We start from the raw sequence: 16,862 nt of genomic DNA on the forward strand, positions 1-16,862 counted from the left end.
ACCTAGATTTTAAGTAATAAAATCTAATTACATTTACTTAAATAAATCCCTAGTACAATCACTAACATGCAAGAACAATTAAAGATTTTTAAAATCATCCATATAGCATTAGTCGCAGGTCTAATATTTGCTTACTTTTTTTTAGGAAACCTTTCTGATATTACCCAATTAAAGTTACCTAAGATAGATAGCGACAATACAGTATATTTAGCTATTCCAATAGCTGCTTTTATAGTTAGTAATTTTCTATTTAAAATGTTAGTTTCTAAAATTGACAGCAACCTAAGCTTAAAAGAAAAATTAGTGCCTTATCAAAGTGCTTCTGTTGTACGCTATGCCATTATAGAAGGCTCTGCTTTTCTTATATTAATAATAGCACCAGACTTTATTATTTTTGGTGTGCTTTTAATTGTATATTTAATATTACTAATGCCTACAGAATATAGGATTAAAAGAGATTTAAAACTATTAGATTAGCCTTTATAAACCTAAAATTGGTTCAGGATTAATAGTATTGGATTTATAAAATTCAAGATCATTTAAACAACAAACACCTGGATAATCTCCAACTTTATTTTGCATGTCTTTTATTATTTGAAAATGTAGATGTGGTGCATAATCTCCGTTTACAGATGCTTCTCCAAGATAGGCTATTGTTTCGCCTTGAGCGACAGAATCACCAACCTTTAAATTGCCGATTGAAATTTCACTTAAATGACCATATAATGTGTAAAATGTTTGATTATTGATGTCATGTTCCAATATAATGGTTGGTCCATAATCTCCAAAATTAGTGTTGTTTTTAAAACTATGAATAACACCTTCAAAACACGCCAAAACTGCTGTATTAGCTGGACACCATAAATCTAATCCAATATGAATATTACGCTGTTCTGCTTCGGCTTGAGCCGAAAAATAAGCACTTCTGTTATATAGGTTTCTAGTTTCTAAATAACCACCAAATGCCACTTGTTTTTTGTGGGATTTAAGGTATTTGGTAATGTAATCTTCCCAAGCTGAAGAGGATGCGATATCAAAAGTATTTAAGTCTTGATTAGCTTTGGATAAATCTATAGCGATATAATCCGATTTTGGGATAGAAGCGTCAATGACATTTAAATGTTGTCCTGTCCATTGACTTAAAAAGGAAGTAGTTGTAGTAGAATTCATTTTAATTAAAAATTGAATTCAAATTTAAAAATTTTATTTAGCAATTACATTACTAAACTTTGCATTTATAATTATGGTTTTATTGGTATTACTATTGTTATTTGGATAATTTTTAATGGTTTTATTTGATGCTGAAACATTGTTAAATTTAGAGCGATTACCATTAAAAAATAGATTATAATCTGTATTAGGTAGCTTTAAGTTAGCATCACTATTTTCTAAAACGATATTAAGATTATTAAAGTCTGATGCAATATTGTTAACTAACAAATCACCAAAGCTTCCGTTTATAATAGAATTTCCGGACAGATTATTTATCTGAATATCGGAGGACACAGCGTTTAATATAAGGTTTTTGGCATTAGCAATTATAGCATCATCCACATACTTTAATTTTAACTGACCAGACATCCAATCCTTAACTGCGACTTTAGCATAAGACACATTAATGGAGGTGTTACCTCCAATAATGTGATTAGCTATAAATGATCCATGAGCCACGTTGCCTTTAGCGTTTTCTAAAACATTAGCAAGTTTTATCTCGCCATGCCTAACATTTAGTTTTAGCTTAGCCTTTTTTGGCATTTTAATAATAATGGTCTTAGTGGTATTATAGTCTATGTCGTCAAAAATTTTATTTGACTTATTACTACTTTTCTTGCCATCTTGATCAAACTGCGCTTCCATTTTACGTTCAAACTCTTCTCCAAAACGTTTTCCCCAAGCTTCTAATTTAGGCGCCACTTCTTTTTCAAACTGCTCTGCCCAAGCTTCAATTTTTGGTGCGATTTCTTTTTCAAACTTTTTACCAAAATTTTCTCCCCATTCTTCCATGCTTTTTTCAAAATCTTCACCAAACAGTTTTTCAAATTGCTTACCAAAGTTTTTTCCCCAAGCTTCCATTTCTTTTTCAAACTTATCAATATCTTCTTGCTTGATACTTTTTGCCCAAGTACGCATTTCTTGCTCATAGGCTTCACCATACTCTTTGCGGTATTTTTTACTCCAAGCATCTAGATAAGGTTCGCCTTCTTTTTTATATCTGTCATAATCAAAATCCACGTTATAATTTCCATCTGGAGATTTTGGAATACGTAATGTTTTTAAGGCTTCAGGCAACTCGCCTAAAACATCCAAGTTTTCTAACTTTTTTAGTAATGGACCTAAATTAAGCTCTAACTTTTCAGGAAGATTAGCTAAAGCCTCAAGAGACGCTTCATCCAATATCGTAACGCTCATATCATCAGACCAAATACCTCTTGATCCTTTAGACGTTATTTTTACATAATCCGAGTCTCCTGTTAAAGCTACGTCCCAATTGTCCAATGCTTTTTGCATCTCTTGTTTGGTCAACTTTTTACTTTCAATATAAGCTTCAACCTCTATATAATCCTTATTCCAAGTTTCTACAATAATATTGGTATGACTAGTATTTAGGTCTACGGTTACGTCTTTATTTGCCCTAACCGATTGGTCAATTTTACTTAATTTTTGTTGCGCTGTAACACTTACTGTAATAAGCAGCATTAACGCAATAAGATATCTGTATTTTATAGTTTTTAATTGTTTCATTTTGATTGTCTTTTAACGACTACCCTTGGGAAGCCTTCATGTTGTTTAACTGATTAAGTTGTTCTTTAAGACGATACATCAAGTTTAAACGAAATTTTAGATTTTGGATTAGTGCATTTACCGTATGCTCATCTGGACCATTATCGGTCAACTCTGTAGACAAGCTTTTGTATTCTGCATTTAACTCTTCTAACCTTAACACATAACCATCAAACAATTCTTTATTTTCTGGTGTTAGCTTAAGTTTAGACAATTCTAAATTAATATTTGCCACGTAATAATCTTCTACCTTTTTTAAATCTGGAGAGATATCTCCAAGCGTCATGGTTTTTGTAGTCGTATTGGCTTCCGGTTTTGGTTGCTCAATATCTACGACTGTAATAGGATTTACGTCCTGTTTAAAAAACGTATATCCTCCAAAACCTAATCCTAAAATTATCACGATGCTTGCTGCAATGTTTAAAAACGTCCAATTAGATTGCTTTTTTTGTGGCAATGCTTGGTCTAACTTGTCTAAAAATCTAGCTTCATGTCCTTGTGACATTTGCTTATCAGACTGTTGGTTATCATTTTTAAATAATTCTCTAATATCTTTCGCCATAATCGTTTTGTTTTAAAAGGGCTTGCAATTTTACTTTTCCTCTGGATAATTGGGTACGCGAAGCGACTTCGGTAATATTTAAAATTTCTGAAATCTCTTGATGGTCATACCCTTCTATTAAAAATAACATGACTACGTACTTATATTTTTCCGGAAGACTATTAATGGCTTGCTTTATTTGGTCTAAAGTTGTTGTGTCTTCTACTAACCATTTGTCATCAGTATTAGTATCTATTACTTTCAGATGCACCTCATCTAATTCAACTAAGCGTTGTTTTTTAGATTTTAAGTAATCAATACTTTTATTAATAACAATACGTTTTAACCATGCACCAAAAGTAACGTCACCTTTAAATTGATGTAGTTTTGTAAAGGCTTTTATAAAAGCCTCTTGTACGACATCTTCAGCTTCGGCTGTGTGGTTTACAAAACGTAATGCGACATGGTACATGGCATCGCAATATTGCTGATACACTTGTAATTGTGCCTTGCGGTTGTTTTGTTTACACAACTCGATGTTATCTAAAGTAACGACTTTCACTTGTTGGTTTTTGGTTAGTGTTCAGGTTAAAGACGACACAAAAAAAGCAGTGTTGCAAAAAAGTTGTTTTTTTTTTCAATTTAGCACAAATATTTAGAATAATTTAAGGGTAATCCTTCTATATGTACTAAATTTTCAGTTAATTTTGTTGCATTATAAAGTGCTAATATTAAGAAACCCGTACATGAAAAAACTTATATATCTATTAATTATCGTTGTAATTGGCGTTTTAGGCTATCAATTTACCACAAAAACAGGCTTATTTAATCAACCATTAAGTCCAAAGGACACTGCTGGTATAAAAATTAACGACTTAGATTTAAGAGTAGTCTATAATAGACCATCTAAACGTGACAGAGCTATCTTTGGCGCTTTAGTGCCTTTTAATAAAGTTTGGCGTACTGGAGCTAATGAGGCGACCACCTTTGAAACCAATCACGATTTATCTGTAAATGGTGTAAAGCTTCCTAAAGGAAAATATACGCTTTGGACTGTACCTATGCAAAACAATTGGAAAGTTATGTTTAACTCCAAACAATATGATTGGGGAGTTAACGAAAAAATGGAACCAAATTGGGATCCAAATTACGACGTTGTAGAAGTAGAAGTGCCTGCACAAACCTTAGATAAACCAGTCGAGCAGTTTACAGTAGCATTTGACAATAGTACAGACGACTTAAAAATGACTATGGCTTGGGACGTTGTAAAAATTGAAGTGCCTTTAAAAGATTAACCTTAGTCTAAAACTAATTTTAACAACGCTTTCGCGGAAATTAAAGCAACTATGTCCAAAAACAAATCAGCATTAAGCGAGCAAGATGGTGTATCCTCTCCAGAGATGACCAATGCAGATGCTGTTTTAAAAATTAAGGCAAGACGCAAACTGCAACGTACAACACAAGACTTAGTATCCGCTATTTTAAAAGGTAATATAACCGCTTTAAGCCAAGCCATTACTTTAGTAGAAAGCAAAAACCCAAAGCATACAGATCAAGCCAATGCTATTATTAAAGCATGTTTACCACATGCTAATACCTCTGTTAGAATTGGTATTACAGGTGTTCCTGGTGTTGGAAAAAGCACTTTTATTGAAGCGTTTGGAACACATCTAACAACATTAAACAAAAAAGTTGCAGTCTTAGCTGTAGATCCAAGTAGCAGTATTACTAAAGGAAGTATTTTAGGTGACAAAACCCGAATGGAAGAGTTGGTTAAAAACACCAATGCTTTTATACGTCCATCTGCTTCCGGAACCTCTTTAGGTGGTGTTGCCAGAAAAACACGCGAAACCATTATCCTTTGTGAAGCAGCAGGTTTTGATACTATTATTATAGAAACCGTTGGTGTTGGACAAAGCGAAACTGCAGTACACAGTATGGTTGACTTTTTTCTACTTTTAAAATTAGCAGGAGCTGGAGACGAGTTACAAGGTATAAAACGAGGTATTATTGAAATGGCAGACGCAATAGCCATTAATAAAGCAGATGGTGACAATGTTAAACGTGCTAAAATGGCTAAAGTCGAGTTTAACAGAGCTTTACATATGTATCCAATAAAAGATTCTGATTGGCAACCTAAAGTAACGTTATGCAGTGCCTTAACAAACGATGGTATAGATGCGATTTGGGATGTGATTTTGGATTACATAACACTTACCAAACAGAATAACTATTTTAATACCAAGCGCACAGAACAAAATAAATTCTGGCTACTTCAAACTATTGAAGAGCAACTTAAAAGTGTCTTTTTTAATAATCCAGAAATTAAAATAGAACTTAATAAACAACTCGCTTTAATTGAAGCTAATAAAACCACTCCTTTTGCTGCTGCAGATTATTTATTGGGATTAGGGTAATGCTGTAATCTAGTAATTTGTCTTAAAAAACTAACAACAAAAAAAGGACAGTTTTATAACTGTCCTTTTTTTTGAATCTCTATGTATATTTAAATTATAAAAAATTAGCTTTATACCATTCTACTTGCGCCTTAACACCTTCTAGTAAAGTGGTTTGCGGATTATAATCAAGCAATTGTTTAGCTTTATCTATATTTGCTTTAGTACGCAATTGGTCTCCTACTCTAGCTTTAACATGATCTATTTTTATAGATTGTCCAATGACTTGCTCAACCGCTTCAATACCATCTTGTGTGGTATGTTCTACTTCTGTACCAAGGTTAATAATTTCGCCATCTACTTTACTTTCTTTACCTATCACGCTTACAATTCCGTCGACAATATCACCAACATAAGTAAAACTTCTTAAATGGGTTGCGCTACCTTCGTATAACGGAAATGCATCTCCATTAAATGCACAAGCAATTAATTTGGTGTACATTTTTTCTGGACGTTCTCTTGGTCCTATAACAGAGTATAGTCTTAACGAGCAACTTTTAAATAATTGTTCTCTACTTTTTTGTAATACTAACTGCTCGGCAGTTAATTTAGTAACACCATAGTACGATGCAGGTTTAGGCACTTCGGTTTCCGGAAAAGTTGCTTCTAATCCATAAATGGAAGATGTCCCAATATTTACAAATAATTCCAAATTTGGGCATTGTAAAGCATAATCTGTAAGATTTTTAGTCGCAATAATATTGTTAGTAAAATAATCTTCAAAAGTAGAACTTGCAGAAATACCTGGTTGTGCAGCAAAATGAAAAATATAGTTGATGTCTTTTGGTAAAACTTCTGCTAAATCCTGGTTTCTTAAATCGGTAGTAATAACTTTAATACCTTTTTGTAACAGTGCTTTTTCGTTTAAAGTTTTCAGCGCCAAGCTATAATAATTATTAAAATTATCTAAACCAACAACTTCATGACCTAAATCGTGTAAACGCTCACAGGTGTGAGAGCCTATAAAACCTACTGCTCCAGTGACTAATATCTTCATATGTGTTTTTCTGTATTACAAAGAAACAGATTTTTTTTCGATACTAATTTCAATTCTATAAAAAACAATACATTTGTAACACTAAAAAAGGTTTATGAATTACCAATTTACCATCGTCGTTCCTGTTTATAATGAGGAAGATAATTTACTTAGAGTGGAAAAAGAGTTATTAGCTTACACGCAAATAGCAACCAAAACCACTAAAATATTATTTGTTAATGATGGCTCAAAAGATAAAAGTCAAGAATTAATTGAAGCTATTTGTAGCAGACATGATGCTTTTGACTACATATTATTTAAAGATAATCGTGGTTTAAGTGCTGCTATAAAAGCTGGTTTTGACTACACTACCACGCCTTTAGTGGGATATATTGACTCTGATTTACAAACTGCACCAGAAGATTTTAATTTATTACTAGCACATATTGGCGAGTACGATTTAGTTACTGGTGTACGTGCCAACCGTAAAGATAGTTTTGTAAAAAACATGTCGTCTAAAATTGCAAACGGAATTAGACGTGCTTTTACTAAAGACGGAATGGATGATACGGGTTGTCCATTAAAAGTGATTAAAACGGACTATGCTAAACGTATTCCAATGTTTAAAGGATTACACCGTTTTTTACCTGCAATGATTATGTTGCAAAATGGAAAAACTAAGCAAATACCTGTACAACATTTTCCTAGAGTTGCTGGAGAGGCTAAATTTGGCGTTTGGAATAGATTACTAGGACCTTTAATGGATTGCTTTGCGTATTTATGGATGAAGAAAAAATACATTAATTACGAAGTCGCTAAGCAAAAATAATGAGTAATTGGATTATACTTAGCATAGGCTTTTTAGCGCAAACCTTATTTTCTTCTCGGTTAATAATCCAATGGATTACTAGCGAGAAACAAAAACGTGTGATCACGCCTACTCTATTTTGGACGCTTAGTTTAATCGCTTCGTTTTTGCTATTTATTTATGGGTATTTACGGGATGATTTTGCTATTATGCTTGGTCAAGGGTTAACCTATTATATTTATATCAGGAATTTACAATTACAAAACCAATGGAAAACATTTCCGGTTGTTATACGTTATATCCTATTATTAATGCCGGTATTTATAACTGTATTTTATTTTAATAATAATGAAATTGATACCGTTAAGTTATTTAAAAACGAAGCAATCCCGTTTTGGCTACTTATGTTAGGGATTGTCTCTCAGATTGTGTTTACATTACGTTTTGTGTACCAATGGATATATTCTGAAAAAAATAAAGAATCCTCTTTGCCTCTTGGCTTTTGGGCTTTAAGCTTAATAGGGTCGTTATTAATTTTAACCTACGCTATATTTAGGGTCGATTATGTGCTATTGGTAGGTCACTCTTTAGGTGCTATAATTTACTTCAGAAATTTGTTAATCTTAAAAAAGCAAGATGCCTAAACTATTAAAAGATTATCCAATCATCTTTATTTGTTTGCTATTAGCAGTCATGCTATTACCTAACTTAGAAACCATACAAGTAACTATAATGGAAGCACGTAATTTTATTACTGCCAGAGAGATGTTATTGGATGATCATTGGTTATTAACTACCATGAATGGCGAAGCACGTTACGAAAAACCACCTTTACCAACATGGCTTACCGCTATTTCTGGAATTATTTTTGGTGTAAAAAGTGTTTTTGGAATGCGTTTACCTGCTATTATCATGATAATGATTTTGGCTGTTTATAGTTTTAAATTATCCAAAACCATATTAAAAAGCAGAGCACATAGCATGATTAACACGTTAATATTAATAACATCGTTTTATGTTATTGGTATTACTATTGAAGCACCTTGGGATATTTTTACTCATGGCTTTATGATGATTGCAATCTATCATTTATTTAAGTTTTTTAAATCAGAAAACATAGATTGGAAACATACTATTATTGCTGCTTTTTGTATTGGTTTTTCAATATTAAGCAAAGGACCTATTAGCTTTTATGCTTTATTACTTCCTTTTTTACTAGCTTTTAGCTTTAGTTTTAACTATAAAAACATCAAAACTAAAGCGCTACCAATTATTGTTATTTTGATATTATCATTAGTTGTTGGTGGCTGGTGGTACTTTTATGTAAGATTAGAAGATCCAACTACATTTGCTGCTATTACTAGTAAAGAAACTGGAAATTGGACCAGCTATAATGTTAGACCTTTTTATTACTACTGGAACTTTTTTACACAAAGTGGATTATGGACTATTCCTGCTTTTATTAGCTTATTATTTCCGTATTTAAAACGACGTGTAGTACATTACAAAGCCTATAAGTTTACTTTTTTATGGACCCTATTTGCTGTTATTTTGTTATCTATAATTCCAGAGAAAAAATCTAGATATTTGATGCCTGTTTTAATTCCTTTAGCTTTAAATATTGGATTTTATATTGAGTATTTGATTCGTAAGTTTAAAACGCTAAAAGACAAACGCGAAACCATACCTGTCTATTTTAACTTTGGCTTAATTGGTTTGATTGGTATTGTGGCTCCTTTTGTGTTGTATTTTCAGTTTAAAACACAATTAAATAATAGCTTATTCCCTTTTATAATATTTGCAATTATTGTGTTTACTTTAGGCTTGGCTATACTTTTGCAATTAATAAAAAAAGAGATTAAACATGTCTTTTTGTTAACTACTGCTTTTTTTGGAGCTTTATTTTTATTTGGCTTACCTGTTTTCAAAACGTTTACAAGCGACAATTTTAAACCCATAACTACGCTTTTAAAAACAAATAAACAAAAGAACATAAAATTGTATGCTATTGACTACGTTTCGCCAGAAACTATATGGCAATATGGAGCTAAAATACCTCAAATTAAGGAAGGAAACAATGCTTATAAATTTCCGCTTGAAGCTGAATTTGGAGTTCTATCCAACGGAATCAATCCTGAAAATCAAGCTATTCTTTTTGAAAAATATAATATCAAAGAAATGGCTATTTACGATTTAAATGAGAGTGAGCCAGATAGCAAACAATATAAAGATCGATTGATAAATACCTACTATTATTTTACTAAAAAGTAATTATTTTAATTGAAATCTAGATTGTAAGTACTTATCAAGTTTATAAAACATAAATCCTGAAAGTCCACCAAATAGCATTCCGCTTAGAACATCTAAAGGATAATGTACACCTATGTATATTCTACTATATGCCATAGTTATAGACCATACAATTAGTATATAAATTAGATATTTATATTTATATCTTAACATTAAACCAGAAAAAATAGCGACAGCCATACTGTTACTTGCATGTCCAGAAAAGTAGCCATATTTACCACCACACCACGATTTAAGCAATCGCATGGCTTGCACTAAATCGTCCTCATGACATGGTCTAGGACGTTTTACCAAGAAATTTTTAAATAGGTTAGTAATTTGGTCTGTAAATAAAATCATTAAAGCTATGACCACTAATGTTAGTACAAACATTTTAGTATTCAATTTTTTGTACATTAAAAAAGCTAATACAGCGTAAAACGGAATCCAATGTAATTTATCTGTGTAAAACAGCCAAAATCCATCCCAAGACGTTGTTCCTAGGTTATTTAAAAATAAAAAAAGTTCTTTATCGTATTGTACTAATTGGTCTAACATAAAATTGTTTTGCAGTTACCTAAAAATTAGGTTATTTATATCGTTCAATGATTTTATGAGTGCTTAATCTTCATAACGCTCCACTTCTCTATCGTAAAATGCGGTCGCTTCTTTGATTAGGTTTTCTGTCTCCATTTCCAACTCTTTTTCATCATGTTGGTCAAAATCTTCAAACCACTCAACTTCATCATCTTCTAGATTGATTATAAATCTAGGGAATTCTGTATGAATCACAAAGATTGCGTTTGGTAAATCGGTATTATCACCTAAAATGAATTTTGGTAATTCCATAATGTATTTGCTTTTTAAAGGTTAGCGACTAGTTATTTTGAGAGTCCAAAATTAACCTTTTAGTTAGATAATTAAAACGTATAAACAATAAAATAGCAGCAGTAGTTAAGCCAGCTAGTAATCCTAACCAAATTCCAAAACTACCATAAGCATCTGCTTTACCCAAATACCAGCTTATTGGAAAACCAATTAACCAATAGGAAATAAAAGTAATAATTGTTGGTATTTTAACATCCTGAAGTCCACGTAAAGCACCAAGTACAATAACTTGTAAACTATCACTTATCTGAAATATAGCTGCTGCAATTAATAATTGCGAGGCTATTGTGACCACCTCTAGATTATCTTTAAAGTTTACTACATCATCAAAATCTACATATAACCTTGGAAAAAATTGATTAAATATTAAAAATAAAGAAGCAAAAATAACAGCAAATATAAAGCCCATTAAAAATAGCGATACAGCTACACGACGCAATTCTATATATTGATGTAATCCTTTTTGGTTACCTACTCTAATCATAGACGCAACACTTAATCCCATAGCAACCATAAAGGTCATTGAGCTTAAATTTAAGGCTACTTGATTTGCTGCTTGAGGGTTTTTACCTAACAAACCACTTAACCAAATAGCAGCAGTAAAAATTGCAACCTCAAAAAACATTTGCATAGCACTTGGCGTCCCTAATCCTATAATTTTTTTAAGCATTAATTTATCTAACACAAAAAACTTAATGTTAGTTACATAGTCTTTAGACTTTTTACGACCTTTTAACAACCACCATAAATAAGCGACCATAATAACACGCGACACTAAAGTACCATAAGCTGCTCCAACAATACCCATTTCTGGGAAACCAAACTTACCAAAGATTAGTAAATAATTTAAACCAACGTTAACTAGATTAGCTACAATAGTAGCATACATAGGATATTTAGTTAAAGATAACCCATCACTAAACTGTTTTATTCCTTGAAATATTATTAAGGGAATTAAAGATATTGCTACTAAATCTAAATACGGAATAGCTAACTCTACAACCTCAACAGGTTGCTTCATTAAATACATTAAAGGTTTGGCTAATAGCAATAATAAAAAAAGTAACACTCCTAAAACGGTACATAAAAACAAGCCATGTTTAAAAGCCGATTTACCTTTTGCAAAATCATTTGCACTGTCTGCTTCTGCAACCAAAGGTGTTATTGCTGTACTAAAACCTATACCAATAGACATGGCTATAAACATAAAACTATTACCTAAAGATACAGCAGCTAACTCTGCAGTTCCAATTTGACCAACCATAATGTTGTCCACAAAACTAACAAAAGTATGACCCAACATCCCTAACATTACAGGAGCAGCCAATTGCCAATTATATTTAAATTCTTTAGTATAAGTACTTAATACCATTTGCTATTTGTCTTATTTATTTAAAATCCATCGTATTTATATTTTTGAAAACACGACATTTTCACCTGATTTAGAGATATCAAAATTAAATGTTCTTAATCTTAAGTGCACTAAATCTGTGACACCTGGAGCATAAGTTTCATGTAATTCTAAAAAGCCAAATTTAGTCTTAGATAACCAATATTGATAGTTTTGTTCAAAAACTTTTTTTTCAGAGCCTTCAATATCCATTTTTAAAATATCAATAGTTTTTAAATCGTGTTCTAACATTATGCAATCTAGACTATAACCTTTAAACTCTTTTGTATTATCCAACGCTTCTACCACTCTAAAAGCCCATTTACCCGCTTTTTTATCTAAAATTTTTAAGTCCGCATTTACATCCCAAATACCACCTTGTACAATATGAATATCTTTAATTCCTGAAGTGTTTTTTATAATCATTTCTATATTAGACCTATCAGGCTCAATAGCAATAAGCTTTGCATTTTTAAACTTATTTTTAAAATACACTACAGAATATCCACAATTAGAACCAGCGTCAACAATGGTATTAACGTGGTCTGGATAGCGGACGTTATATTCTTCTTCAATAAAAATTTGCTTGAAAATTTTATAATCAGACGTATTTGGTCTTAAATAAATTGGTTGATTATACCCTTTTAACTTTAACGTCAAATAGTTTTTTTTGCTTGTTTTAGAAGTTAATAGTTTAAAATATTGAAACAACCCAAGTACACTTATCCATTTAGGAATCCATTTAATTTGAGCTGTTTTACTTAGCAGTTTATGAAGAATCATTATAAAGTTATACAATAACTACTGTTATAGTTTAGTGACACTACGTTTAGCCTCTTCAAACTCAGAAATCATGTCCTTTACAATTTCTGAAACAGGTTTTATATCGTGAATTAGTCCTGCTATTTGACCAATTTCTAATTCGCCTTCCTCTAAATCTCCTTCAAACATTCCTTTTTTTGCACGCGCACGACCTAATAACTCTTTAAGTTGTTCTAGTGTTGGACCTGATTTGTACAACTCTTGTAACTGATTATAAAATTTATTTTTTACTAGCCTAACAGGCGCTAATTCTTTTAAAGTTAATTGCGTATCACCTTCTTTTGCATCTACTACAACTTGCTTAAATGCTTGATGCGCACTACTTTCTTCACTTGCAACAAATCGGCTTCCTACTTGCACAGCATCTGCACCTAAAACCATACAAGCTAACATTGCTTTTCCTGTAGCAATTCCTCCAGCTGCTATTAATGGAATATGTAGTTGCTCGCTTACCATTGGAATAAGTGTAAGCGTTGTAGTTTCATCACGTCCATTATGTCCTCCAGCCTCAAAACCTTCAGCAACTATAGCATCAACTCCTGCGTCTTGAGCCTTTAATGCAAACTTGACACTACTAACCACATGCACTACTGTAATCCCTTTGTCTTTTAACCATTTAGTCCATGTTTTTGGATTTCCTGCGGAAGTAAAAACGATTTTAACTTCTTCCTCTACAATTATATTCATGATTTCCTCAATGTTAGGATATAACATTGGGACATTAATACCAAAAGGTTTATCTGTTGCTTTTTTACATTTTTGAATGTGCTCCCTTAATACGTCTGGATACATGCTTCCTGCACCAATTAATCCTAAAATTCCAGAATTACTTGCTGCTGAGGCTAACTTCCAGCCACTATTCCAAATCATTCCTGCTTGAATGATTGGATATTGTATATTAAATAGTTGCGTAATTTTATTTGCCATTTACTATAAATATCTTGTAGTTAATATTTTAAAAACGAAAGCGATATACGTTAGTTGTAACCTCTAGTTTTTAATTATCTTTTTAGTGATAGCTAAACCTTCAGATTCAACCTTAACTAAATAAACACCTTTAGACAATGCGCTTGTGTTTATTGTTTTATTGATTGCGGTTATCTTTGTATCAATAATTTTCTTTCCTAAAACGTCATATAGTCTAACTCTAGCTTCTTCATATTGACTAGGAATCTGAATAGTTAATTGATTAGACACTGGATTAGGATATAACTTTAATGTTACGTTTTCATCTTGAAACTCGCTTACAGACAAACCTTGTGCTAAAGCCAAAGATAAATCAGGAATACCATAACCTAAAAAGAAATCTGGAGCATTGTATTGCGAAGCAGATTCACGAACTAACTGCATGATTTCGGCATTTGAAAGATTAGGTAGCGCTTGCCATAAACAAACGATTCCACCTGCCATAATTGGCGAACTGAATGAGGTACCATTAGATGTAGTAACCACATCCGAAGTTGTAATTATATAATTGGCTTGACCTTGGGCCACGACATCTGGTTTTTGAGTTGGTTGTGCACTGCTACCTCTAGAGCTAAAAGATGCATAAGTACCATCTGCCTTTACAGCACCAATACTAAATACACCAGCTGCATCTGCTGGAGCTCCAACAATCTGCCAGCTTCCGCTACCAGAATTACCTGCAGAATTAACAACTAAGATCCCTTTTTGAAAAGCAATATTTGCACCTTTTGTGATGTAGGCTGTGTTTCCATCCATTTCGGCAGGAGTATAACTGTAATTAGGATTATCAAAAGTGGTATATCCTAAAGACGAGTTTATAACATCTACTCCTAAACTATCTGCACGCTCTGCTGCTTCTACCCACAGGCTTTCCTCTAAAGGGGTTTCAGTAGCTGCATCTTCTGTTCTAAATAAATAATAATTTGCATCTGGAGCAGTCCCTACAAATTGATCTTGTAAAAAACCAGCCATATCGCTTAATACCCATGTTCCATGAGAGTTTCCTGTGTAAGCGTATACATCTGTGTTTCTGTCTACAAAATCATAACCTCCTAAAATACCACCATTATCGCGCAAACGCTGAAATCCGTTCATGGTACCAACATTAGTAAATCCTGCATCTATAACTGCGACTGTCATACCAGAACCTGTATAACTATCTGGATGTTGGTGTAAGTCATCTGCACCAATCATCACTGCTTGATTTGCTGCGTTACCATAATTAAAAGTGGTTAGACTAGCTTCAAACTCATGCTTATCTAGATTTTGACTTATTCTGGCGTCAAAATTATCGTCCGCAAAATCTATACTACTAACTATTGCTGTACTATTGACGGTTAAGGTATTTAACGCCATGATGTCTGATGGATTACCTATAACATGCAAGGCATTAAACCATTTTGATTTTGACATTACAGTAACACCTGGTTGAGATTTGATAAGTGAAATGTAACTTTCTTCCACAGGAACGTCTTTAAAATCTACAACAACATTATGAGCTGCTTTACGATCCAGCGCTTTTTGTGTTAAAATTGTATTGGGATTTGCTAATGCTGCTGCGCTATTAGGTTTATCCGATAAATAGACCCAAGCATGCTCTTGTCCAAATGACAATGCAGAATAGGTTAAAACGAAAAAAAGAAGTAGGTTTTTCATAACAGTAACTTTTGTTACTGCAAGTTAAGAAATTACACCTGAACCAACTAATTCTTCCTCTAAATACCAAGCAACAAATTGTCCCTCAGTAATAGCTGATTGTTGGTTTTCAAATTCTACATACATACCACTTTCTACTTTATGTAATGTTGCTTTTTGCAAAACTTGTCTATATCTTATTCTTGCTAACACTTCCATGGTTTGGTCTGTAGCTAATGCTAAGTCCTCTCTAACCCAATGCAACTCTTCATTAGATACAAATAAAACATTTTTATATAATCCTGGGTGTGTTGTCCCTTGACCTGTATAAATAACATTTTCTGTAACGTCTGTATCTATCACAAATAATGGTTCGGCTGTACCTCCTACTGCTAATCCTTTACGTTGTCCTTTAGTAAAATAATGCGCGCCTTGATGCTTTCCTTTTACTACACCTTCGGTTATACTATAGCTAGGTTTTCTAGAACGATATTTTAATTCTTCTAATTTATTATTGAAGCTAGGAAGCGTTTCATTATAAAAAGGGTTATCTCTTGGTATTTCTACAATAACTCCTTCTTTTGGCTTAAGTTGTTGTTGTAAAAAATCGGGTAATCTAACTTTACCAATAAAGCATAATCCTTGAGAGTCTTTTTTATCTGCTGTTATTAAATCCTGAGCTTTAGCAATGTCTCTAACTTCTGGTTTTAATAATTCGCCAACAGGAAACAAAGCTTTAGCCAATTGCTCTTGAGATAATTGACATAAAAAGTAAGATTGATCTTTATTTGGATCCTTACCTGCTAATAATTGGTGAACCTCTTCTCCATTTTTTGTAATGGTTGTTTTTCTGCAATAATGACCTGTAGCCACGTAATCTGCACCTAAATCTAAGGCGATTTTCATGAAGACATCAAACTTAATTTCTCTATTACATAAAACATCTGGATTAGGTGTGCGACCTTTTTCGTATTCGTCAAACATATAATCTACGATGCGCTCCTTATACTGTTCGCTTAAATCTACAGTTTGAAAAGGTATTCCTAGTTTATCTGCGACCAACATAGCATCATTACTATCATCCAACCAAGGACACTCGTCAGAGATTGTCACAGAATCATCATGCCAATTTTTCATAAAAAGACCTATAACCTCATAACCTTGCTCTTTTAATAAATATGCAGCAACACTAGAATCCACTCCTCCTGATAATCCAACAATAACTCTTTTTTTCATGACTAATTTTAATAGACTGCAAAGATAAGTCTTTCTAAAAAAAATCAAACACATATATATAAATGGAATGACAT

The 16,862-nt window shown here is 32.5% G+C and carries 18 protein-coding genes; 6 read left to right on the plus strand and 12 right to left on the minus strand.

The genetic code is table 11. The features are described 5' to 3' along the window. The first annotated feature begins 66 nt into the window (after positions 1 to 66). On the plus strand, positions 67 to 477 hold the full coding sequence (locus tag V6251_RS09020; protein ID WP_341587955.1) for an MFS transporter: 411 nt from the start codon (positions 67 to 69) through the stop codon (positions 475 to 477). A gap of 3 nt (positions 478 to 480) precedes the next feature. Here V6251_RS09020 and V6251_RS09025 read toward each other — a convergent pair whose 3' ends face one another. Genes V6251_RS09025 through V6251_RS09040 form a run of 4 tightly spaced genes read right to left on the minus strand, consistent with a single transcriptional unit; the run spans position 481 to position 3,884 of the window. After that, positions 481 to 1,170 carry a peptidoglycan DD-metalloendopeptidase family protein gene (locus V6251_RS09025; RefSeq protein WP_341587956.1) on the minus strand — a complete coding sequence of 230 codons (690 nt, stop codon included), beginning with the start codon at positions 1,168 to 1,170 and terminating at the stop codon, positions 481 to 483. A 33-nt stretch (positions 1,171 to 1,203) separates the two neighbouring features. Next, positions 1,204 to 2,742, minus strand: coding sequence for a hypothetical protein (locus tag V6251_RS09030; RefSeq protein WP_341587957.1), 1,539 nt, complete (start codon positions 2,740 to 2,742; stop codon positions 1,204 to 1,206). Between the two features lie 19 nt (positions 2,743 to 2,761). Beyond that, positions 2,762 to 3,343, minus strand: a complete 582-nt coding sequence (locus tag V6251_RS09035; protein ID WP_341587958.1) for a hypothetical protein — start codon at positions 3,341 to 3,343, stop codon at positions 2,762 to 2,764. Continuing rightward, on the minus strand, positions 3,327 to 3,884 hold the full coding sequence (locus V6251_RS09040; RefSeq protein WP_145000263.1) for an RNA polymerase sigma factor: 558 nt from the start codon (positions 3,882 to 3,884) through the stop codon (positions 3,327 to 3,329). Before V6251_RS09040 ends, V6251_RS09035 begins: the two co-directional genes overlap by 17 nt. Positions 3,885 to 4,068: 184 nt before the next feature. Between V6251_RS09040 and V6251_RS09045 the strand changes: the two genes are divergently transcribed. Beyond that, complete coding sequence (locus tag V6251_RS09045; protein ID WP_339808227.1) at positions 4,069 to 4,617, plus strand: DUF2911 domain-containing protein; 549 nt, start codon at positions 4,069 to 4,071, stop codon at positions 4,615 to 4,617. A gap of 51 nt (positions 4,618 to 4,668) precedes the next feature. Then, on the plus strand, positions 4,669 to 5,739 hold the full coding sequence (meaB, locus tag V6251_RS09050) for a methylmalonyl Co-A mutase-associated GTPase MeaB (protein WP_341587959.1): 1,071 nt from the start codon (positions 4,669 to 4,671) through the stop codon (positions 5,737 to 5,739). Positions 5,740 to 5,833: 94 nt separating this feature from the next. On the opposite strand, the gene V6251_RS09055 is transcribed toward meaB, so the two are convergent. Next, positions 5,834 to 6,775 (minus strand): NAD-dependent epimerase/dehydratase family protein, encoded by a 942-nt coding sequence (locus V6251_RS09055; RefSeq protein ID WP_341587960.1) that lies wholly within the window; start codon positions 6,773 to 6,775, stop codon positions 5,834 to 5,836. A gap of 94 nt (positions 6,776 to 6,869) precedes the next feature. Here V6251_RS09055 and V6251_RS09060 point away from each other — a divergent pair, with 94 nt between their 5' ends. Genes V6251_RS09060 through V6251_RS09070 form a run of 3 tightly spaced genes read left to right on the plus strand, consistent with a single transcriptional unit; the run spans position 6,870 to position 9,833 of the window. Next, positions 6,870 to 7,583: a glycosyltransferase family 2 protein gene (locus V6251_RS09060; protein WP_028282802.1), complete on the plus strand. Its 714-nt coding sequence runs from the start codon at positions 6,870 to 6,872 to the stop codon at positions 7,581 to 7,583. Continuing rightward, positions 7,583 to 8,206, plus strand: a complete 624-nt coding sequence (locus V6251_RS09065) for a lipid-A-disaccharide synthase N-terminal domain-containing protein (protein WP_341587961.1) — start codon at positions 7,583 to 7,585, stop codon at positions 8,204 to 8,206. Before V6251_RS09060 ends, V6251_RS09065 begins: the two co-directional genes overlap by 1 nt. Beyond that, a complete protein-coding gene (locus tag V6251_RS09070; RefSeq protein ID WP_341587962.1) occupies positions 8,199 to 9,833 on the plus strand; it encodes an ArnT family glycosyltransferase in 1,635 nt (544 codons plus the stop codon). Before V6251_RS09065 ends, V6251_RS09070 begins: the two co-directional genes overlap by 8 nt. On the opposite strand, the gene V6251_RS09075 is transcribed toward V6251_RS09070, so the two are convergent. The 7 genes from V6251_RS09075 to mnmA form a co-directional block, all read right to left on the minus strand. After that, positions 9,834 to 10,409, minus strand: coding sequence for a phosphatase PAP2 family protein (locus tag V6251_RS09075; RefSeq protein ID WP_145000283.1), 576 nt, complete (start codon positions 10,407 to 10,409; stop codon positions 9,834 to 9,836). Between the two features lie 63 nt (positions 10,410 to 10,472). Next, the gene (locus tag V6251_RS09080; RefSeq protein ID WP_145000286.1) at positions 10,473 to 10,700 is read right to left on the minus strand and encodes a hypothetical protein; all 228 of its coding nucleotides are present in this window, start codon (positions 10,698 to 10,700) and stop codon (positions 10,473 to 10,475) included. 28 nt (positions 10,701 to 10,728) lie between these two features. Beyond that, complete coding sequence (locus V6251_RS09085) at positions 10,729 to 12,111, minus strand: MATE family efflux transporter (protein WP_341587963.1); 1,383 nt, start codon at positions 12,109 to 12,111, stop codon at positions 10,729 to 10,731. Between the two features lie 36 nt (positions 12,112 to 12,147). Further along, positions 12,148 to 12,912, minus strand: a complete 765-nt coding sequence (locus V6251_RS09090; protein WP_341587964.1) for an FkbM family methyltransferase — start codon at positions 12,910 to 12,912, stop codon at positions 12,148 to 12,150. Positions 12,913 to 12,936: 24 nt separating this feature from the next. After that, the gene (locus tag V6251_RS09095) at positions 12,937 to 13,878 is read right to left on the minus strand and encodes an NAD(P)H-dependent flavin oxidoreductase (RefSeq protein WP_341587965.1); all 942 of its coding nucleotides are present in this window, start codon (positions 13,876 to 13,878) and stop codon (positions 12,937 to 12,939) included. Between the two features lie 63 nt (positions 13,879 to 13,941). Continuing rightward, positions 13,942 to 15,573, minus strand: a complete 1,632-nt coding sequence (locus tag V6251_RS09100; protein ID WP_341587966.1) for a S8 family serine peptidase — start codon at positions 15,571 to 15,573, stop codon at positions 13,942 to 13,944. A 24-nt stretch (positions 15,574 to 15,597) separates the two neighbouring features. Further along, positions 15,598 to 16,788 carry a tRNA 2-thiouridine(34) synthase MnmA gene (gene mnmA, locus V6251_RS09105; RefSeq protein ID WP_341587967.1) on the minus strand — a complete coding sequence of 397 codons (1,191 nt, stop codon included), beginning with the start codon at positions 16,786 to 16,788 and terminating at the stop codon, positions 15,598 to 15,600. Between the last annotated feature and the right edge of the window lie 74 nt (positions 16,789 to 16,862).

Source organism: Olleya sp. Ti.3.14 (assembly GCF_038154885.1).
GTDB lineage: Bacteria > Bacteroidota > Bacteroidia > Flavobacteriales > Flavobacteriaceae > Olleya.

Coding starts and splice junctions, on each gene's coding strand:
- V6251_RS09020 (WP_341587955.1), top strand. CDS start 67: ATGCAAGAACAATTAAAGATTTTTAAAATCATCCATATAGCATTAGTC.
- V6251_RS09025 (WP_341587956.1), bottom strand. CDS start 1,170: ATGAATTCTACTACAACTACTTCCTTTTTAAGTCAATGGACAGGACAA.
- V6251_RS09030 (WP_341587957.1), bottom strand. CDS start 2,742: ATGAAACAATTAAAAACTATAAAATACAGATATCTTATTGCGTTAATG.
- V6251_RS09035 (WP_341587958.1), bottom strand. CDS start 3,343: ATGGCGAAAGATATTAGAGAATTATTTAAAAATGATAACCAACAGTCT.
- V6251_RS09045 (WP_339808227.1), top strand. CDS start 4,069: ATGAAAAAACTTATATATCTATTAATTATCGTTGTAATTGGCGTTTTA.
- meaB (WP_341587959.1), top strand. CDS start 4,669: ATGTCCAAAAACAAATCAGCATTAAGCGAGCAAGATGGTGTATCCTCT.
- V6251_RS09055 (WP_341587960.1), bottom strand. CDS start 6,775: ATGAAGATATTAGTCACTGGAGCAGTAGGTTTTATAGGCTCTCACACC.
- V6251_RS09060 (WP_028282802.1), top strand. CDS start 6,870: ATGAATTACCAATTTACCATCGTCGTTCCTGTTTATAATGAGGAAGAT.
- V6251_RS09065 (WP_341587961.1), top strand. CDS start 7,583: ATGAGTAATTGGATTATACTTAGCATAGGCTTTTTAGCGCAAACCTTA.
- V6251_RS09070 (WP_341587962.1), top strand. CDS start 8,199: ATGCCTAAACTATTAAAAGATTATCCAATCATCTTTATTTGTTTGCTA.
- V6251_RS09075 (WP_145000283.1), bottom strand. CDS start 10,409: ATGTTAGACCAATTAGTACAATACGATAAAGAACTTTTTTTATTTTTA.
- V6251_RS09080 (WP_145000286.1), bottom strand. CDS start 10,700: ATGGAATTACCAAAATTCATTTTAGGTGATAATACCGATTTACCAAAC.
- V6251_RS09085 (WP_341587963.1), bottom strand. CDS start 12,111: ATGGTATTAAGTACTTATACTAAAGAATTTAAATATAATTGGCAATTG.
- V6251_RS09090 (WP_341587964.1), bottom strand. CDS start 12,912: ATGATTCTTCATAAACTGCTAAGTAAAACAGCTCAAATTAAATGGATT.
- V6251_RS09095 (WP_341587965.1), bottom strand. CDS start 13,878: ATGGCAAATAAAATTACGCAACTATTTAATATACAATATCCAATCATT.
- V6251_RS09100 (WP_341587966.1), bottom strand. CDS start 15,573: ATGAAAAACCTACTTCTTTTTTTCGTTTTAACCTATTCTGCATTGTCA.
- mnmA (WP_341587967.1), bottom strand. CDS start 16,788: ATGAAAAAAAGAGTTATTGTTGGATTATCAGGAGGAGTGGATTCTAGT.